The 16,855-nt window shown below is 64.2% G+C and carries 12 protein-coding genes; 6 read left to right on the forward strand and 6 right to left on the reverse strand.

The genetic code is table 11. The features are described from left to right. Positions 1 to 18 precede the first annotated feature (18 nt). Together BGP00_RS20045 and BGP00_RS20050 are read right to left on the reverse strand one after the other, a co-directional pair. A complete protein-coding gene (locus BGP00_RS20045; RefSeq protein WP_168603407.1) occupies positions 19 to 996 on the reverse strand; it encodes a sugar phosphate isomerase/epimerase in 978 nt (325 codons plus the stop codon). Next, positions 996 to 2,231 (reverse strand): MFS transporter, encoded by a 1,236-nt coding sequence (locus BGP00_RS20050; protein ID WP_292688474.1) that lies wholly within the window; start codon positions 2,229 to 2,231, stop codon positions 996 to 998. Before BGP00_RS20050 ends, BGP00_RS20045 begins: the two co-directional genes overlap by 1 nt. Positions 2,232 to 2,323: 92 nt before the next feature. Here BGP00_RS20050 and BGP00_RS20055 point away from each other — a divergent pair, with 92 nt between their 5' ends. From BGP00_RS20055 to BGP00_RS20080, 6 genes are all read left to right on the forward strand, one after another. Then, complete coding sequence (locus BGP00_RS20055) at positions 2,324 to 2,866, forward strand: gluconate 2-dehydrogenase subunit 3 family protein (RefSeq protein WP_168603409.1); 543 nt, start codon at positions 2,324 to 2,326, stop codon at positions 2,864 to 2,866. 21 nt (positions 2,867 to 2,887) lie between these two features. Further along, positions 2,888 to 4,573, forward strand: a complete 1,686-nt coding sequence (locus BGP00_RS20060) for a GMC family oxidoreductase (RefSeq protein ID WP_292688477.1) — start codon at positions 2,888 to 2,890, stop codon at positions 4,571 to 4,573. Positions 4,574 to 4,593: 20 nt separating this feature from the next. Continuing rightward, a complete protein-coding gene (locus BGP00_RS20065; RefSeq protein ID WP_292688479.1) occupies positions 4,594 to 5,604 on the forward strand; it encodes a LacI family DNA-binding transcriptional regulator in 1,011 nt (336 codons plus the stop codon). A gap of 304 nt (positions 5,605 to 5,908) precedes the next feature. Then, positions 5,909 to 8,203 carry a TonB-dependent receptor gene (locus tag BGP00_RS20070; RefSeq protein WP_292688481.1) on the forward strand — a complete coding sequence of 765 codons (2,295 nt, stop codon included), beginning with the start codon at positions 5,909 to 5,911 and terminating at the stop codon, positions 8,201 to 8,203. A 123-nt stretch (positions 8,204 to 8,326) separates the two neighbouring features. Next, positions 8,327 to 10,285: a glycoside hydrolase family 3 N-terminal domain-containing protein gene (locus BGP00_RS20075; protein WP_292688483.1), complete on the forward strand. Its 1,959-nt coding sequence runs from the start codon at positions 8,327 to 8,329 to the stop codon at positions 10,283 to 10,285. A 20-nt stretch (positions 10,286 to 10,305) separates the two neighbouring features. After that, positions 10,306 to 11,631, forward strand: a complete 1,326-nt coding sequence (locus BGP00_RS20080) for a gluconate:H+ symporter (protein ID WP_292688485.1) — start codon at positions 10,306 to 10,308, stop codon at positions 11,629 to 11,631. Here the strand turns inward: BGP00_RS20080 and BGP00_RS20085 are convergent. Genes BGP00_RS20085 through BGP00_RS20100 form a run of 4 tightly spaced genes read right to left on the reverse strand, consistent with a single transcriptional unit; the run spans position 11,628 to position 16,805 of the window. Continuing rightward, complete coding sequence (locus tag BGP00_RS20085) at positions 11,628 to 12,572, reverse strand: right-handed parallel beta-helix repeat-containing protein (RefSeq protein WP_292688487.1); 945 nt, start codon at positions 12,570 to 12,572, stop codon at positions 11,628 to 11,630. The genes BGP00_RS20080 and BGP00_RS20085 overlap by 4 nt on opposite strands. Before the next feature lie 11 nt (positions 12,573 to 12,583). Beyond that, complete coding sequence (locus BGP00_RS20090) at positions 12,584 to 13,804, reverse strand: ATP-dependent DNA helicase RecQ (protein WP_310012868.1); 1,221 nt, start codon at positions 13,802 to 13,804, stop codon at positions 12,584 to 12,586. A gap of 6 nt (positions 13,805 to 13,810) precedes the next feature. After that, a complete protein-coding gene (gene recQ / locus BGP00_RS20095; RefSeq protein WP_292688489.1) occupies positions 13,811 to 15,586 on the reverse strand; it encodes a DNA helicase RecQ in 1,776 nt (591 codons plus the stop codon). Positions 15,587 to 15,593: 7 nt separating this feature from the next. Then, the gene (locus tag BGP00_RS20100) at positions 15,594 to 16,805 is read right to left on the reverse strand and encodes a serine hydrolase domain-containing protein (protein ID WP_292688491.1); all 1,212 of its coding nucleotides are present in this window, start codon (positions 16,803 to 16,805) and stop codon (positions 15,594 to 15,596) included. Positions 16,806 to 16,855 lie beyond the last annotated feature (50 nt).

Consider the following 16,855-nt stretch of genomic DNA (forward strand, 5'->3'; position numbering starts at 1 on the left):
ATGGCCGCCGTCAACCCGTTAAGCCACGAATTTGGCCAGATAATCGTAGCTGATCTTCATCGAATCGAACCGGTCGCGCGTGAAGGGCGCTTCCTGTTCGACATAGAAATTCTCGACCCCCGATTCCACGCAGGCCGGCAGGATCTTGTGCCAGTTGAGCATGCCCAGACCGACTTCGGCCGGGTCCTGACCCAAGGCATAGTTGATCTTGGTCGAGGCCTTGATGTCCTTGAGGTGGACCATCTTGATCCGGCCCTTCAACCGGCGGATTTCGGCCGCCGGGTCCAGCCCGCCTGCCGCCGCCCAGCCGAGGTCAAGCTCAAGGAACACCAGCTTGGGATCCAGTTCGCCCAGCAGCACCTGATAGCCCGTGGTGCCGCCCTGCGGACGGAATTCCATGTTGTGGTTGTGATAGCCCAGATCAATGCCATAGGGCTTGAGCGCGTGGGCGCGTTCGTTGAGCAGACCGCCCAGACGCTTCCACATGTCCAGACCGCCCGCATCGACCGCCGCGACCAGCGCGGCGCGCATGTCGCCCCCGGCGGGCATTTTGAAATCGTCGGGCAGCAACGGCATCGGCAGCACCGCCTTGCGGATGCCCAGCGTGCCCAGCGCATCGGCGATTTCCTGCGGGCTGCTCATCAGCGTGAGCGAGCCGGGGGGCAGGCGCTGGGGCATACCCATGTGGATCGAGCCATAGCGCACGCCCGCCGCATCGGCATCGGCGCGCAGGTCTTTGGGCGAACGGCCATAGAGGCCGGGCAGTTCGAAATCGGTGTAGCCGATCGCGGCAAGGCGCTTGAGCGTCCCGGCCAGATCCTTTTGCGCGGCCTCGCCCAGCGCATAGAGCTGGACGCCCAGCGGCTTGTTGATGCGCTTGAACAAAGGTTTGCGGCCCATTGTGGTTCGGGGCGCGGCAAGGGCCGGGGCGGCGGCGGCAAGGCCGGTCGCGCCCATGGCGGCCAACAGGCCACGGCGGTTGAGATGGATGGTCATCAGGCGTCCTCCAAAGCCCCGGCCGGTGCGGCCGTCGGCGGGTGAAAAGCAAAGGCCAGAACCAGCGCGCCCAGCGTGGCAAGGCCGGCAGGCACCAGGAACAGCGTGCGATAATCGACCACGCCATCAACCCCGGTCAGTTTGGCGACAAGGTTGGGGAAGAAGGAACTGGCCACCATATTGCCGACGCCAAGGATCAGCAGGTTGAACAGGCCCTGCGCGCTCGAACGCACGTCCTTGGGAAAGGCTTCGTCCACGAAGATGTAAACCGTGGCGAAGAAGAAGGCGTAGCAGATGCCGTGCAGCAATTGCACCGCGACGATCGAGGCCACGCTGTCCGACAGGAAGGAGAAGGCGAGAAAACGCGCGGCGTGGCCCAGAATGCCCACGATCATCGTCTTGCGCCAGCCCAGCTTGCCCAGCACCGTGCCCAGCACCAGCATGGTGAGCACTTCGGCGATCTGGCCCAGCGAGAGGACCACCATCGAGAGATTGCCCGCGATCCCCACGCGGTTGGTCAGGAAAGCGTCGGCCATCACGAAATAGCCGTTATGCACGACCGAATCGATGAAGGTGACAAAGAACAGCACCGCCACGAAGGGCTTCTTGAGCAGGCCCAGCGCCCGGCGCCACGCCAGCGCATCGACATCATCGCCGGCCTTTTTCGGCGGAGTATGGGGCAGGGTGAGCGAATAGGCCGCCAGCACCAGCGAGATCACGCCCGAGACGATGAAGATCGAGCGGACTTCTTCGGGGCCCGAATGCGCGCCCAGGATGAATACGAAGGGCCAAGAGGCCATCACCCAGCCCACGGTGCCGCCTGCGCGGACGGTGCCGAAATCCTTGCCTTCCTTGAGGTTGGCAAAGGCGATCGTGTTGGTCACCGACAGGGTGGGAACGTAAACGAGGCTATAGGCCAGATAAAAGGCGAAAAACGGCATGAAGGCGGTCGAATAGGCCGCACCCAGCATGCACAGGCCGCCGATCAGATGGCTGGCCGCCAGAAAGCGTTCGGCGGCAAAGTGGCGGTCGGCGAAGTGATTCGAAAAGAAGATGCCCACGACCGAGGCAATGCCCCAGCATGAGCCGACAAGTGCCTGTTGTCCTGCGGAAAAGCCGAGCATCCCCATGTAAGGAAACAATTTCGGCGCCCAAGCCCCCCAGATGGCCAATTGCAATGCCATCATAATGAAAAGGCTTATTTTTCGGGTCTGCGATGAAGTGGTTGTTGACAAGGCCTCGTCCTCTGTCCCATATTTTTGTAAACGTTGCCAGAACCCAGCGGCATCGGTCAAGAATCAAATTTCGGGAAGAGGAGAAGTTGGGGATGATCGAACTCGATCGCCGTCACATGCTGGAAGGTCTTGCGGCTCTTATCGGATTGTCCGCGCTGCCGGCTGACGCGCTGGCCGCAGCGGCCAGGAAACCATCGCTCCTTGACGCGCCCACCACCGCGCTGTTGGCCGCGGTCAGCGACACATTCATCCCGCGCACCGACACGCCCGGCGCGGTTCAGGCCAAGGTGCCCGCCACGGTGGATGGGCTGCTGCGCGACTGGGCCAATCCGGCGCATCGCGCGGCCCATATTGCCGCGCTCAAGGCCATCGACACGGCCGCCCGCGCCAAGACCGGCAAGCCCTTTGCCCTGCTGACCCCGGCGGCGCGCAAGACGTTCCTGACCGGCTATGATCTGGAGAACTTCTCCAATCCCGATTACTACAAACTCAAGGATCTGCTGGTCACCGCCTATTACATGAGCGAACCGGGAGCCACGGTCGAATTGCGCTACGAGCATGTGCCCGGCGCGTGGGAGCCTTCGATCCCCCTGACCAAGGATACGCGCGCCTGGGCTGGCCATAACGTCGGCTGATAAGAATTCTGGGAGAGTAAAATGTTCGACGCCATTGTTATCGGCTCTGGGATGAGCGGCGGGATGGCCGCCAAGGAATTGTGCGAACTGGGCCTGAAAACGCTCGTGCTGGAGCGTGGCCGCAAGATTGAGCATGGCGCGTCCTATAATGACTGGATGCAGCCGTGGGATCTGCCCACCGGCGGCGGCGTGCCCGAGGAAGTGCTGGAAAAGGACTATCCGATCCAGCGCCAGTGCTATGCGGTCAACACCGCCACCCAGCAATATTGGGTGAAGGACAGCCAGCACCCCTATGAAACCCCCGAAAACAAGCCTTTCAGCTGGATTCGCGGCTATCATCTGGGCGGGCGCTCGATCATGTGGGGGCGCCAGACCTATCGCTATTCGGAAATGGATTTCAGCGCCAATGCCCGCGACGGCCACGGCGTCGACTGGCCGATCCGTTATGCCGACATGGCGCCCTGGTATGACAAGGTGGAAACCTTCATCGGCGTCTCGGGCGAAAACGATGGTCTGGCCCAATTGCCCGACGGCAAGTTCCTGCCCGTGATGCCGATGACCGACGGCGAAAAGCTGTTCAAGACGGCGGTGGAGAAGAATTTTGCCGGTCGCAAGGTCATCATGGGCCGCTGCGCCCATCTGACCCAGCCCCAGCCGCACCATATCGAACTGGGCCGCAATCCGTGCCAGTACCGCTCGCTGTGCGAACGCGGCTGCTCGTTCGGCGCCTATCATTCCAGCCTGTCCTCCTCGCTGCCCGCCGCCACGCGGACCGGCAATCTGACGCTGGTGACGGACGCCATCGTGCATTCGATCATCACCGATCCGAAAACCGGCAAGGCGACCGGCGTGCGCGTGATCGACCAGAACACCAAGAAGGGCACGACCTATGAGGCCAAGGTGGTGTTCCTGTGCGCCTCGACCATCGGCAGCGCGCAGGTGCTGCTGCAATCGGCCAATGAAGCCAATCCGCGCGGCCTTGCCAACAGTTCTGATCAGGTGGGCCGCAATCTGATGGACCACGTTTATGGCCCCAGCGTGATGGCGGTGATGGATGGTCCTGAAACCTTCCACCGCGGCCGCCGCCCCAACGGCATCTACATTCCGCGCTATCGCAATCTTGATGGTCAGACCGAACCCTATCTGCGCGGCTATGGCTATCAAGGCCGGGTGATGCGTCAGGGGTGGCACGGCGTGGCCATGGGCGCGCCGGGCGTGGGCACCGAGCTGAAGGATCGCATCCGCCATCCGGGCGCATGGATGGTCGGCCTGTCGGGCTTTGGCGAAATGCTGCCCAATCCGGAAAACCGCGTGACGCTGAGCGCGACCAGGAAGGATGAATGGGGCCTGCCGCTGCTCAACATCCATTGCGAGCATGGCGAGAATGACAAGGAGCTGGGCCGCCGCATTCTGGAGGACGCCAAGGCGATGGTGACCGCTGCGGGCGGACGCATCATCAAGGAAAGCAGCAAGCTGCACCCGCCGGGCCTCGGCATTCACGAAATGGGCACCGCGCGCATGGGCCATGATCCCAAGACCAGCGTGCTCAATAAGCACAACCAGGCCCATGACGTGCCCAATCTGTTCGTCACGGACGGCGCGGCCATGACGTCGAGCGGTTGCCAGAACCCGTCGTTGACCTATATGGCGATGTCGGCTCGGGCCGCCAATTACGCTTCGGAACTCCTGAAAGCGGGCACGATCTGATAGAGGGGTTACAGCAAAGCGTGGTCACCATTCGCGATATTGCCAAGCGTGCAGGCGTTTCGGTGGCCACGGTTTCGCGAACGTTGCGAGAGCCGGAGGCGGTGCGTCCGGCCAAGCGCGACGCGGTCAATCAGGCGATTGAGGAAATGAAATATGTGCCCAACGCGATTGCCCAGCAATTGCGGCGGCCACGTCATGAAGCGATCATTGTGATCGTGCCCGAAATCGCCAACCCGTTCTTTTCCGAGATTGTGCAGAGCATCGAGAATGTTGCGCATGAGCTGGGCTATCGCGTCCTGATCGGGGAAACCCAGGGTAAGCAGGAACGCCTTGATTATTATGCCGAAATGGTCACCTCACGGGTGGCGGACGGGCTGATTCTGCTCGGCTCGCTGCTGCCCTCGGTGGTGCGCGCCACGGTCAAGGCGGGCAAGCCTTTGCCCATGCCGCTGGTGCTGGCCTGCGAGAGCTATGCCGGATTGAATTGTCCGCATGTGGTGATCGACAATGTGGCTGCGGCCAAGCTGGCGGTGCAGCATCTGATCGAGGTGGGTCGCAAGAGGATCGCCACGATCACCGGGCCGATGGTCAACTCGCTGTGCGCCGACCGTCTGCGCGGCTATCATTCGGCGATGGTCGAGGCCGGGCTGACCCCGGAGGCGGGGTGGATTGTCGATGGCGATTTCACGATCGAATCGGGCCATGCCGCGATGCTGCGCCTGCTCGAACTGGAATCGCGGCCTGATGCGGTGTTTTGCGCCAATGACGAAATGGCGATCGGCGCACAGCAGGCGATTCATGAAAAAGGCCTGACTATTCCAGGTGATATTGCCATTGTCGGCTTTGATGACCTGCGCTTTGGCGCCTATGCTTCGCCGCCGCTGACAACCATCCGCCAGCCGACCAATGAACTGGGCGAAACGGCCATGCGGATGATCGACGCCATGCTGCATGACAAGCCCCTTGCAGAGCAAAGTGTTGTATTGGCGCATCAGTTGATCGTCCGCCGTTCTTCGGGGGTACAGGACTGACTTGCATCGAATTGGCGAAATGGTTAGAGGACGAGGAGCAGGAAGCGCGGAGCCAATCGATTGGCCCGGCACCAATGGAGAGGATGGAATGGGGTTTGCGGCTTTGCGCCGCATTTATTTCCCGCAGTTTTGAAAACGATACCAAGCCTTACTCATGTCGCGACGGACGAGAGCTAGGGGATAGGCCGCAGTAAATTGTTGCCAATTTGATAACGTTTTCAACCGATGGCCGCCTGTCTCGACGCTGCATCCGCCGCGCCGAGGCGGCAATTTGAATTGCTTAAACAGGAGAGGGATAGGCAATATGAAGTTCACTCGTATTCTCGGAGCATCCATGCTCGCGCTGGCGATTGCCGGCCCCGCCATGGCGCAGGAAACCAAGGTCAGCCCCGACGGCGACATCATCGTGACCGCCACGCGTTTTGAAACGCTGGCCTCCAAGACCCCGATCGCGCTGACCGCCGTTTCGGGCGATGCGCTGCGCACCGCGGGCATCACCAACCCGACCAACCTGGGCGATCAGGTCCCCAGCGTGATGATCAACCGCAACAACGGTCTGCAGATCACCATTCGCGGCGTGACCAGCTCGGACGGCACCGAAAAGGGCGATCCCTCGGCCGCCTTCATGATGGACGGCGTCTATATCGCCCGTCAGCAGGCCCAGGAAACCAGCTTCTACGACATCAGCCGCGTCGAAGTTCTGCGCGGTCCCCAGGGCACGCTCTATGGCCGCAACACCACGGCCGGTGCGGTCAACCTGATCACCAACCGCCCCACCTTCGACAAGGTGAAGGGCGACGTGAACATTGCCTATGGCAATTACAACAACACCCAGGCCGGCGGCGCGATCAACGTGCCCGTGACCGACAATCTGGCGATCCGCGCTGCGGTCAACTATGACCACCGCGACAGCTTCCTCAAGGCGGGCAACAACCTGTCGGGCCTGAACCTCTCGCCGTTCAAGGACGTGTTCTCGGGCCGTCTGCAGGCGCTGCTCAAGTTCGACCACGGTGAACTGCTGGTTCGCGGCGACTATAACCAGATGAAGGGCATCAGCTCGAACGCGCTGCCCACCAGCAACTTCTATTCGGGCTACACCACCAACACGGTGATGCCGGTCTACACCGCCAACGGCAAGTCGAACGCCCAGCTCCTGACGCTGAACGCGCCGACCGCCGATGGTCTGCCGCAGGCGTCGCTTTGGGCCGACAACCTGCGCCGCAACAACGCCACCTATGGCCTTGATGTGGACTTCAAGTATGACTTCGGCGCGGTGACGCTGAACTATCTGGGTTCGTATCGCGAATTCAAGCGCCACGAAGGCAACTACAGCTATTACGGCCCGGCCAGCGCGGTCAACGTGGGCGGTCTGGCTCCCAACAAGTTCGACGGCTGGTACTGGCAGAACAGCCAGGAACTGCGCCTGTCGACCAATGGCACGGGTCCGTTCCGCGCTCAGGCCGGTGTGTACTACTTCAAGGAACGCGCCGACATCCAGCTGGCTATCTATGACCGCACCAACGGGGCTACCGGCCTGCGTTATGCGCCTTCGGATGTCGGCTATGTCTTCGCCTTCCCGCAGCACTATGTGATGTCCTCGTCGGTGGCCGGTTTCGGCCAGGTGACCTATTCGCCCAGCGAAAAGCTGCACTTCACGGCCGGCGGTCGCTACACCAAGGATGAAAAGGCCCGTACCGGCGCCACCGTCCAGTGCGCCTATACCGTCGCCTGCAACAACCCGGGCGACATCGTCACCCCGAACATTGCCAAGCGTTCGTATGAAAAGGCCACCTGGAAGGTCGGCGTCGATTACAACCTGAACGCGGCCACGATGCTGTTCGGCACGATCTCGACCGGCTACAAGGCCGGCGGTTTCAACGACGGTTGCGAAGCCGGCACCGCTGTGGGCTGCACGCTGCCCGCCAGCACGCTGTACTATCAGCCCGAAACGCTGACCGCCTATGAAATCGGCGCCAAGGCCCGTCTGCTCGACAACAAGCTGCGTCTGAACTTCTCGGCCTTCCACTATAACTACAACAACCTGCAGCTGACCCAGGTCGGTCCGTTCTGCGCCGGCGGCACCCAGTGCACCCAGACCACCAACGCCGCTTCGGCCAAGGTGGATGGTATCGAAGCTGAAGCTGCTTATAACATCGTCAAGAACGGCAAGCTCGACGTTCAGCTCTCGCTGCTCGACGCGCGTTACGGCACTTTCTATCCCAATGCCGCGACCTATCCGACGCTGAACCTGGCCAACACCCGTCTGGACCGTTCGCCCACCACCACGCTGACGGTGGGCTATACCCACACGGTGCCGTTGGCCAATGGCGGCGAAATCATTGCCGGTGTGCGTTCGAAGTATTCGTCGAGCTACAACATGCTGGCGCTCTCGATCTACAGCCGCTTCGTTCAGCCCTCCTATACGCAGACCGAAGTCAACGTGACCTATAACTCGCCGAACAAGGTCTATTACGTGCAGGCCTACGGCAAGAATCTGGAAAACAACCTGCTCGTCACCGCCGTTGGCGCGGGCGTGAACGGTACGCTCCAGGTTTCGGATCCTCTGATGTACGGCGTTCGCGCCGGCTTCAAGTTCTGATAGTAAACCAACCCTGACCTGTGGCCGGGCTGCCCTTTGGGCGGTTCGGCCACCTTTATGTCTGACGCCCCTTTGATGGCTCAATCCGGGAGAGAATGTCTTATGCTGCGCAAAACCGTTGTGATGTCATCTCTCCTTGCGCTTGCTGCCCCTCTTGCGGTTCATGCCGCCGCGCCCAAGCGCGCCGCCCCTCAGCAGCCCGTGGTGGAAAGCCGCGGCAAGGCGATCATCACCATCAAGGGCCTGCGTTTCCGCGACCTCGACGGCGATGGCAAGCTGACCCCTTATGAGGACTGGCGCCTGTCGCCTGCCGTGCGCGCCGCCGATCTGCTGGCCCGCATGAGCATCGAGGAAAAGGCGGGCCAGATGCTGCATGGCACGCTGCCGGGCCTTGGCGGCGCGATCGGCCAGTCGAACAAGGGCTATGACCTTGAAGCGGCCGCGCCCATGCTGCGCGACAAGCATATTTCCAGTTTCATCACCCGCCTGCCGCTGGCTCCTGCCGCGATGGCGGAGCAATCGAACGCGGTGCAGGCGCTGGCCGAGAGCACCCGCCTTGGCATTCCCGTCACCATCAGCGCCGATCCGCGCAACCATTTCCACCATGTGCTGGGCGCGGGCGAGAGCGCGACCGGCGTGACGCAATGGCCCGAACTGCTGGGTCTGGGCGCGCTGGGCGATGCGGCGCGTGTGAAGCGCTTTGCCGAAATCGCCCGCATGGAATATCGCGCCGTCGGCATTCAGGAGGCGCTGAGCCCGCAGGTCGATCTGGCCAGCGAGCCGCGCTGGGCGCGCATCACCGGCACGTTCGGCGCCGATCCGCAACTCGCCAGCGTGCTGGGCGGGGCCTATGTGCAGGGCTTTCAGGGCGCCCCGGGCGGGCTGGCGCGCAATGGCGTGATGACCGTGGTCAAGCACTGGGTCGGCTATGGCGCATTGCCCGAAGGGTTTGACAGCCACAATTACTATGGCCGCATCGCCAAGCTGACCACTGCCCAGCTCGACATGCATATTGCCGCCTTCAAGGGCGCGCTGGCGGCGGGTTCGGCGGGCATTATGCCGACCTATCCGATCATTTCCGGCCCCAAGCCGCTGGGCAAGGATCTGGAGCCCTATGGTGCCGGTTACAGCAAGGTCCTCCTCACCGATCTGCTGCGCGGCAAGCTGGGCTACAAAGGCATCATCCTGTCCGACTGGGCGATCACGGTGGATTGCAACGAGCGTTGCAGCAACCCCACCAAGGACGCCCCCCAGCGCCCGCAGGACATCTCCACCGACTGGGGCGTCAATGACCTGACCGTCGAGCAGCGCTATGCCTTAGGCATCAAGGCAGGCATCGACCAGTTCGGCGGCACGCAGGATGTTGCCCCGCTGCTTTCGGCGATCAAGGATGGGCTGATCACGCCCGCGCGCGTCGATGAATCGGTGCGCCGCATTCTGCTGGCCAAGTTTGAACAGGGGCTTTTCGACAATCCCTATGTCGATCCGGCGGCGGCTGCGCGCATGATTGCCAATCCGGCCAACCATGCCCTTGCCGCCCAGACCCAGCGCGAGGCGCAGGTTTTGCTGACCAACAAGGGCCTGCTGCCGGTGGCGGCGAAAGGCAAGAAGGTCTGGCTGTTCGGCGTTGAGCCCAAGGCCGCGCAGGCGGCTGGCCTAACCGTGGTGAGCGATCCGGCGCAGGCCGATTTCGCCGTGGTGCGCGCCGAAAGCCCGTCCGAAATGCTCCACCCCAACCATTTCTTCGGCAGCCGCCAGAAGGAAGGCCGTCTGGACTTCCGCGACGGCGATGCCGCCTATGACGCGCTGAAATCCGCCAAGGCCGCGGGCAAGCCCACGGTCTTTGCGATCTTCCTCGACCGTCCGGCGATCCTCGCCAATGTGGTGGACAAGGCCGATGCGGTGCTGGCCAATTTCGGCGCCAGCGATGAGGCCGTGCTCGACATCGTGCTGGGTAAGGCCAAGGCCAAGGGGCATCTGCCCTTCGAACTGCCCTCCAGCATGGCGGCGGTGGAAAAGCAGGACCCGGCCGTGCCCAATGACAGCGAAAAGCCGCTGTTCAAGCACGGCTTTGGCCTTTGATGTTGGCGGGCCTGTGATCCATGCTGGCGGCTGACATCTGGCTGCTGGGCATCAGCATCGGCGGGATCGCTCTGGCGATCCTGCTGATCGCCCGGCTGGGGCTGCATCCGTTTTTGGGCCTGCTGACCGGGGCTTTGGTCACTGGCCTTGCCGCGCAATTGCCGCCCGACAAATTGGCCCAGACCATCGAGAAGGGCTTTGGCGACATCCTGCGCGGCACCGGCATGGTGGTGGCGCTGGGGCTGGGCCTTGGCGCGATGCTGCAGATTTCGGGCGGGGCGCGGGCGCTGGCCAAGGCGGTGCTCGACCGCACCGGGGACCGCTACGCCACGCTGGGCGGGCTGGCGGCGGCGCTGCTGATCGGCATGCCGCTGTTTTTTGAAACCGGCACGGTGCTGCTCCTGCCCATCATCGCGGCGGGCATGGCCGACCGCGCCCAATCGGGCAGCCTGCGCCTGCGGGTGATGCTCTCCACGCTGGCGGGCCTGTCGGTGCTGCATGCGCTGATGCCGCCGCATCCGGGGCCATTGATCGCGGTGCGAGAATTGGGCGCGGACCCGGCGCGCACGATGCTGCTGGGCCTGATTGCGGCCATTCCCACGGCGCTGATCGCCGGGCCATTGCTGGCGCGGATCACCACACGAGGGGTGGTCACGGAAAATCTGCCGCTGATCGAGCCGGATGAGGGGTTGGCAACACCGGCATGGCGGGCGCTGATCGTGCTGCTGCTGCCGGTGGGGCTGATCGCGGCGGGGGCCTTGATGCGAATGGGCGGGGGCGAATTGCCGCCCGCCATCGCGCTGGTGTCCGATCCGGTGGTGGCGCTGTTGATCGCCAATGGGGCGGGGCTGGCGCTGCTGCTGGGGCCGCGTATGGCGGATCGCACCCTTCAGGACATGATCTGGCGCGAGGCGATGTTGCCTGCGGGCGGGATCCTGCTGGGTATTGGTGCGGGCGGGGCGCTGAAACAGGTGCTGGTCGATATCGGCCTGCCCGCGCTGTTCGCCCGTTTGGCGCAGGCCAATTTCGTCGGACCGGTGGTGATGGCATGGCTGGTGGCCGCCGCGATCCGCGTGGCGACGGGTTCGGCCACAGTGGCCACGATCACCGCCTCGGCCATTATGGCGGGCGTGGTGGGCGGGCATCAGATCGACCCCAGCCTCATCGTCATGGCCATTGGCGCGGGATCGGTGTTCTTCTCCCACGTCAATGATCCGGGCTTCTGGCTGGTCAAAGCCTATCTGGGCACGAGCACGCGCGACACGTTCCGCACATGGTCGATGCTGGAAAGCGCGATTTCCGTGGTGGGGCTGGGCTGTGTACTGCTGCTGGCGCAGGTGGTTTAAGGTTTCGCGAAACGCACAACGCCCGGATCGATCTGATTCGCCCCGATCACGATCCGCCCGCCCGACCAGTCGCGCACAAAGGCAGGCCCTCGCGGCGCGCCCGGCGCCATTTTCACCGTGTTGCCTTCGATCACCAGCCCATCGGTGGGGTGATCGCGGCTCTCGGCGGAGAGGGCGATGATCGTGCCGGGGTTCTCCTTATGCGGCCCCTGCACCATCCAGTTGCCGGAAATCCGCCCGGTACTGCCTGCGGGCAGGTCGATCAGATAGTTCGAATTGCGCCCGCCGGTATCGTCGATAACATTGTCGCGGATGTCGACCACGCGGGCGCGCGCCTTGATGTAATGGCCGCCATCGCCCATTTCGAAGCGCGAATTGGTGATGGTCACGCGGTCGTAGAAATTCAGATAGACCGAATGCGCACAGGACAGCCCCCGATCACAGCGGCCCAGATGGGTGAAGGTCGAATGGTCGATGGCAATCGTCCCGCGCGGGTCATTGTTGGCCAGAATGCCCTCGTCGCTGTCTTTGAACCAGCTTTGCGTGACCGAGAGATTGCCATGTTCGAGGCGGATGCCCGAGCCATTGCCGTCCTGATGGCGCATATTGGCAAAGATCAGCCCTTCCACGCGGGAGGAGCGCCCGCGCAGCACCAGCGCCGCCTTGTCCTCGCACAGGCGCCCGTCGAAGATCGTCTTGCCCGGCACGGCGGCGACGAATTTGACATCGCCCGCGATCTGCGCCGCGCAATCGCGCCAGCGGCCAGCGTCGATGCGGATCGTGCCGGTCTTGTCGCCAATGGCAAAAAGCGCGTCCTGCAGCCGGTTGAACTTCTGCCCCGTCTCGACCACCGTATAGGGGCTGGTCTGCTGATAGGCAGCCTGAGCGTGGGCGAGGGCGGGCGCGGCCAGCGCGGCGAGCAGGAGGAGGGGGCGCTTCATGGCCTCCGGCTTTAACGGGCGCGCGTTAAAATCCGCCCAACGGCCTGCGCCATCCTCACCGGCCACCGCGCGCAGCGGTCGCAATTCCCGCAGGTGCGCGGCGGATCACCCCCGAAATGGCGCAGCAAAACCGCGCGGCGGCAGCCCCAAGTGCGGATCAGATGCTCCATGGCCCGCCATCGCGCCTCCTGTCCGCGTTCATTCCCGCCGGCGATGGCGCGGTGGAGCCCGCCTTTCAGATCCTTGGCGCTCCACAGCAGCAGCGCTAGCGCAGGCGCCCCATCGCGCCCCGCCCGGCCCGTTTCCTGATAATAGGCCTCGACCGAGAGCGGCGGCGAGAGGTGGACGATGAAGCGCACATCCGGCTTGTCCACCCCCATGCCGAAGGCGATGGTCGCCACCATCACGGCGCTGGTACTGTCGAAAAAGCGCTGCTGATGGGCACGGCGTTGTTCGGCGCGCATCCCGGCGTGATAGGGCAACACGCGGCGGCCGGTGCCGGAAAGGGCGTCGGCGGTCTTTTCCACCTCGGCGCGGGTGCGGGCATAGATGATGCCGGGGCCGGGATTCTCGGCCAGCACCTTGCGGAGTTGGACCAGCGTGTCGCCCCGGCGCAGGACGGCATAATGAATGTTGGGCCGGTCATAGCCTCCGATGATCCGGCCCTCAGGGGGAATCGCGAAATGTTCGGCGATGTCGGCGGTGGTGTGGGCGTCGGCCGTCGCGGTCAGGCACAGGCGCGGGGCGGGATGGGCGTCGAGCAGGGGGAGCAGGGTGCGGTAATCAGGCCGGAAATCATGGCCCCATTCCGACACGCAATGCGCCTCGTCCACGGCAAACAGGGCGATGGGGATGCCCGCCAGCAGCGCGGCGAAATCCTCACGCGCGGCGCGTTCGGGGGCGACATAGAGCAGGTCGAGCGCGCCGCGTTTCAGCAGGTCGATGGTGCGGCCCTGATCGTCATCGGCGCTGGTCAGGGTGGCGGCGCGCAATCCGTGGGCCTTGGCCGCGCGCATCTGGTCCTGCATGAGGGCGATCAGCGGGCTGATGATGACGCCCGTGCCGGGCAGCAGCAGCGCGGGCAATTGATAGGTCAGCGATTTGCCGCCGCCCGTGGGCATGACGGCCAGCGTATGCCCGCCGGCCATGATGCGGGTGATAATGGCGCGCTGGGTGGGGCGGAAATCGTCGTGGCCGAAATGCTCGCGCAGCGCGGCGGTTAATTCATCCACGCCAGTTCATCCATGGCCGCGGATGACGCGCAGAAAAGCCTCGCCATAGGCATCGAGCTTGCGCGCGCCCACGCCCGAAATCTGCGCCATTTCATGCATCGAGCCGGGACGGTCGGCGGCCATCTGGCGCAGAGTAGCGTCGTTGAAGATGACATAGGGCGGCACCTTGCCCTCGGCCGCCAGATCGCGGCGGAGGGCGCGCAAGGCCTCGAACAGGGGATCGCCGCTGGGATTGGGGGTGCGGTCCTTGCGGCCGGTGCTGCGCGTGCGCGCCGGGGGTTGGGCCATGGCGAATGCCATCTCGCCCTTCAGGATGGCACGGGCCTCGCCCGCCAGTTGCAATCCGCCATGCTCGGTCGCCTCCAGGCATCCGCGCGCCTGCAAAGCGCGGGCCAGCGGGTGCAGCAGCGCGGCTTCCTCGCCCGCGACGATGCCATGGACCGAGAGCGTGTCATGGCCGCGCTTGGCAATCAGCTCGTCCGCCGCCCCGGTCAGGACATTGGAGACATAGCCCAGCCCAAACCTCTGTCCGGTGCGATAGATGCCCGAGAGCAGCTTTTGCGCCAGCTCCGTCACCTCGATCACCTTGGGCGGGTTGAGGCAATTGTCGCAATTGCCGCAATGCTGGGGCGCATCCTCGCCGAAATGGCGGCGCAGCAGCGCGCGGCGACAGCCCGCCGTTTCCACCAGCGCGGCCATGCTGTCCAGCCGCGTCCGCTCGCCCGACTGGCGCTCGGGTTCGACCTCGGAAATGCGCTGGCGGGCGCGGACGAAATCCTCGGCCCCCCACAGCATCAGCGCCACCGAAGGATCGCCGTCGCGCCCCGCGCGGCCGGTTTCCTGATAATAGGCCTCGATGCTTTTGGGCAGACCGGCATGGGCGACAAAGCGCACATCGGGCTTGTCGATGCCCATGCCAAAGGCGATGGTGGCCACCATCACCATGTCTTCGCTGGCGACAAAGGCGGCCTGATTGGCGGCGCGCACTTCGGGCGGCAGGCCCGCGTGATAGGGCAGCACCCGCCGCCCGGTCGCGCCCAGTTGCTCGGCCAGTTTTTCCACGCCCGCGCGCGTTCCGGCATAGACGATGCCGGGGCCGGGAACCTCCGCCATCAGCACCTTGATCTGCGAGAGGGGATTGTCGCGCGGGGCGATGCGGTATTGGATGTTGGGCCGGTCAAAACCGGAGACGATCAAACCGTCCTCGGGAATGCCCAATTGTTCGAGAATATCGCCGCGCGTATGCGCATCCGCCGTGGCCGTCAGCGCCAGTCGCGGCACATCGGGAAAGGCATCCATCAGCGGGCGCAGCAGCCGGTAATCGGGCCGGAAATCATGGCCCCATTGCGACACGCAATGCGCCTCGTCGATGGCGAACAGGCCGATATGGGATTGTTCGAGCAGTTCCCGGAAATGCGGCTGGCTGGCGCGTTCGGGCGCGACATAGAGCAGGTCGAGCGACCCGTCGCGCAGCGCGGCCATCGTGGCGCCTCGATCCATGTCGGCGCTGGTCAGGCTGGCCGCGCGGATGCCATTGGCGCTTGCCGACCGCAACTGGTCGTGCATCAGCGCGATCAGCGGCGAAATCACCACGCAAACGCCCGGCATCATCACCGCAGGCAATTGATAGGTCAGTGATTTGCCTGCGCCCGTGGGCATCACCGCCAAGGTTGAATGCCCCGCCAAGATGCGGCCCACCACATCCTCCTGCACCCCGCGAAAGGCGGAGAAGCCGAAGATGCGGTGCAGCGTGTCGAGCGGATTGAGCGTTGCGGTGTTCACGCGCCCGCTATGGCAGAGCGGAACGGGAAGCGGAAGCGCGCGCGACCACTTCTTCCTCGCGCGCGGTAAATGCGCTGCGGCCCTTGGGCGCGTCATCGGCCACGGCGGTGGTGAAAAAGGCCAGCCCCTGCCCGCGCACCGGGTCAACCCAGAGGCCCGATTTCAACCCATAGGCGTCGCCCGCATGGCCGATCCGCATGGTTGCGTCGCCAAACAGGTCGTCGTGGCATCTGGTGCCGCCCGGTGTCCCTCCGCCCCCCGCCTTCATGTGCAGCGCCAGCGTCTGCACCGCCAGCCCATAGGCGCAGAAGAACCCGTCGCCCTCGCCGTTCTCGCCCAGGCCGTTGGTGCCGTCAAAGCGCCAGTGCGGACGGGTCATTTCGGCAAAAGCCTCGGCGCTGATAAACCCGCGCCCGCCGCGCGCCAGCATCTGCCCGATCCGCGCCAGATCCATCATGCTGATCCGCAACCCGCCCTGCGGCGAGAACAGCGCGCCATTTTCACCGGGGCGATAGGCGGCCAGATCGCATGCGCGCCCCGGCATCACTTCGACCGGGCATGCGGGCAACGCGCCATGCAGGTCATCCTTGGCCACTTCGCCATTGGCGCGGTAAAGCACCGCCGCGCGGGCGGCTTCCTGCGTCGAACATGGCGACCAGTTATAGCAGGCGGAAAGCCCAAGCGGGCGCAGCACAAGGTGATGCATCAACTGGTCAAAGCGCTCGCCCGTCACCTTTTCCATGACGCTGGCCACGACCGGAAAGTTGAGATTGGTGTAATGGAACCAATCGCTGCCGGGCGCATGGTTGCTATCCCAAGCACGCGGGTCGGCCACACGCTGGCGCAGGCTCTCGCCAAGCGGGATGACATAACCGGTGTCATCACTCAGGCTGGAGCGGTGGGAGAGCAGCAGGCGCAACGTGATCGGCGTATCGGGAAAGGCCGGGTTGCGCAGGGGCCAGCCCAGATAATCCGACACATCGCGGTCAAGATCGAGCGTCCCGTAATCCACCAGCCGCATCACCCCCAGCGCGGCCACCAGTTTGGAAATCGAGGCGATGCGCACCGGCGATGCGGCCGTGGCGCGGCGCCCGGTTGCGCGGTCTGCGGCGCCTTCCTCAAGCACCGCGACGGCATGGCGCCGGTCAAAGCGGACGGCCACCGTTGCCGGAAGAGAGGCGGGCAGGGCGGCGGCGAGCAGAAGGGCGGAGAGCGGCATGGGACAAGGTTTGCCCCTGCGCTCTCCCCCGTCAATACGCCGGATGCCTT

This window comes from Novosphingobium sp. 63-713 (assembly GCF_001898925.1).
In the GTDB taxonomy this organism is placed as follows: domain Bacteria; phylum Pseudomonadota; class Alphaproteobacteria; order Sphingomonadales; family Sphingomonadaceae; genus Novosphingobium.

Coding starts and splice junctions, on each gene's coding strand:
- BGP00_RS20045 (WP_168603407.1), bottom strand. CDS start 996: ATGACCATCCATCTCAACCGCCGTGGCCTGTTGGCCGCCATGGGCGCG.
- BGP00_RS20055 (WP_168603409.1), top strand. CDS start 2,324: ATGATCGAACTCGATCGCCGTCACATGCTGGAAGGTCTTGCGGCTCTT.
- BGP00_RS20060 (WP_292688477.1), top strand. CDS start 2,888: ATGTTCGACGCCATTGTTATCGGCTCTGGGATGAGCGGCGGGATGGCC.
- BGP00_RS20070 (WP_292688481.1), top strand. CDS start 5,909: ATGAAGTTCACTCGTATTCTCGGAGCATCCATGCTCGCGCTGGCGATT.
- BGP00_RS20075 (WP_292688483.1), top strand. CDS start 8,327: ATGTCATCTCTCCTTGCGCTTGCTGCCCCTCTTGCGGTTCATGCCGCC.
- BGP00_RS20080 (WP_292688485.1), top strand. CDS start 10,306: ATGCTGGCGGCTGACATCTGGCTGCTGGGCATCAGCATCGGCGGGATC.
- BGP00_RS20085 (WP_292688487.1), bottom strand. CDS start 12,572: ATGAAGCGCCCCCTCCTCCTGCTCGCCGCGCTGGCCGCGCCCGCCCTC.
- BGP00_RS20100 (WP_292688491.1), bottom strand. CDS start 16,805: ATGCCGCTCTCCGCCCTTCTGCTCGCCGCCGCCCTGCCCGCCTCTCTT.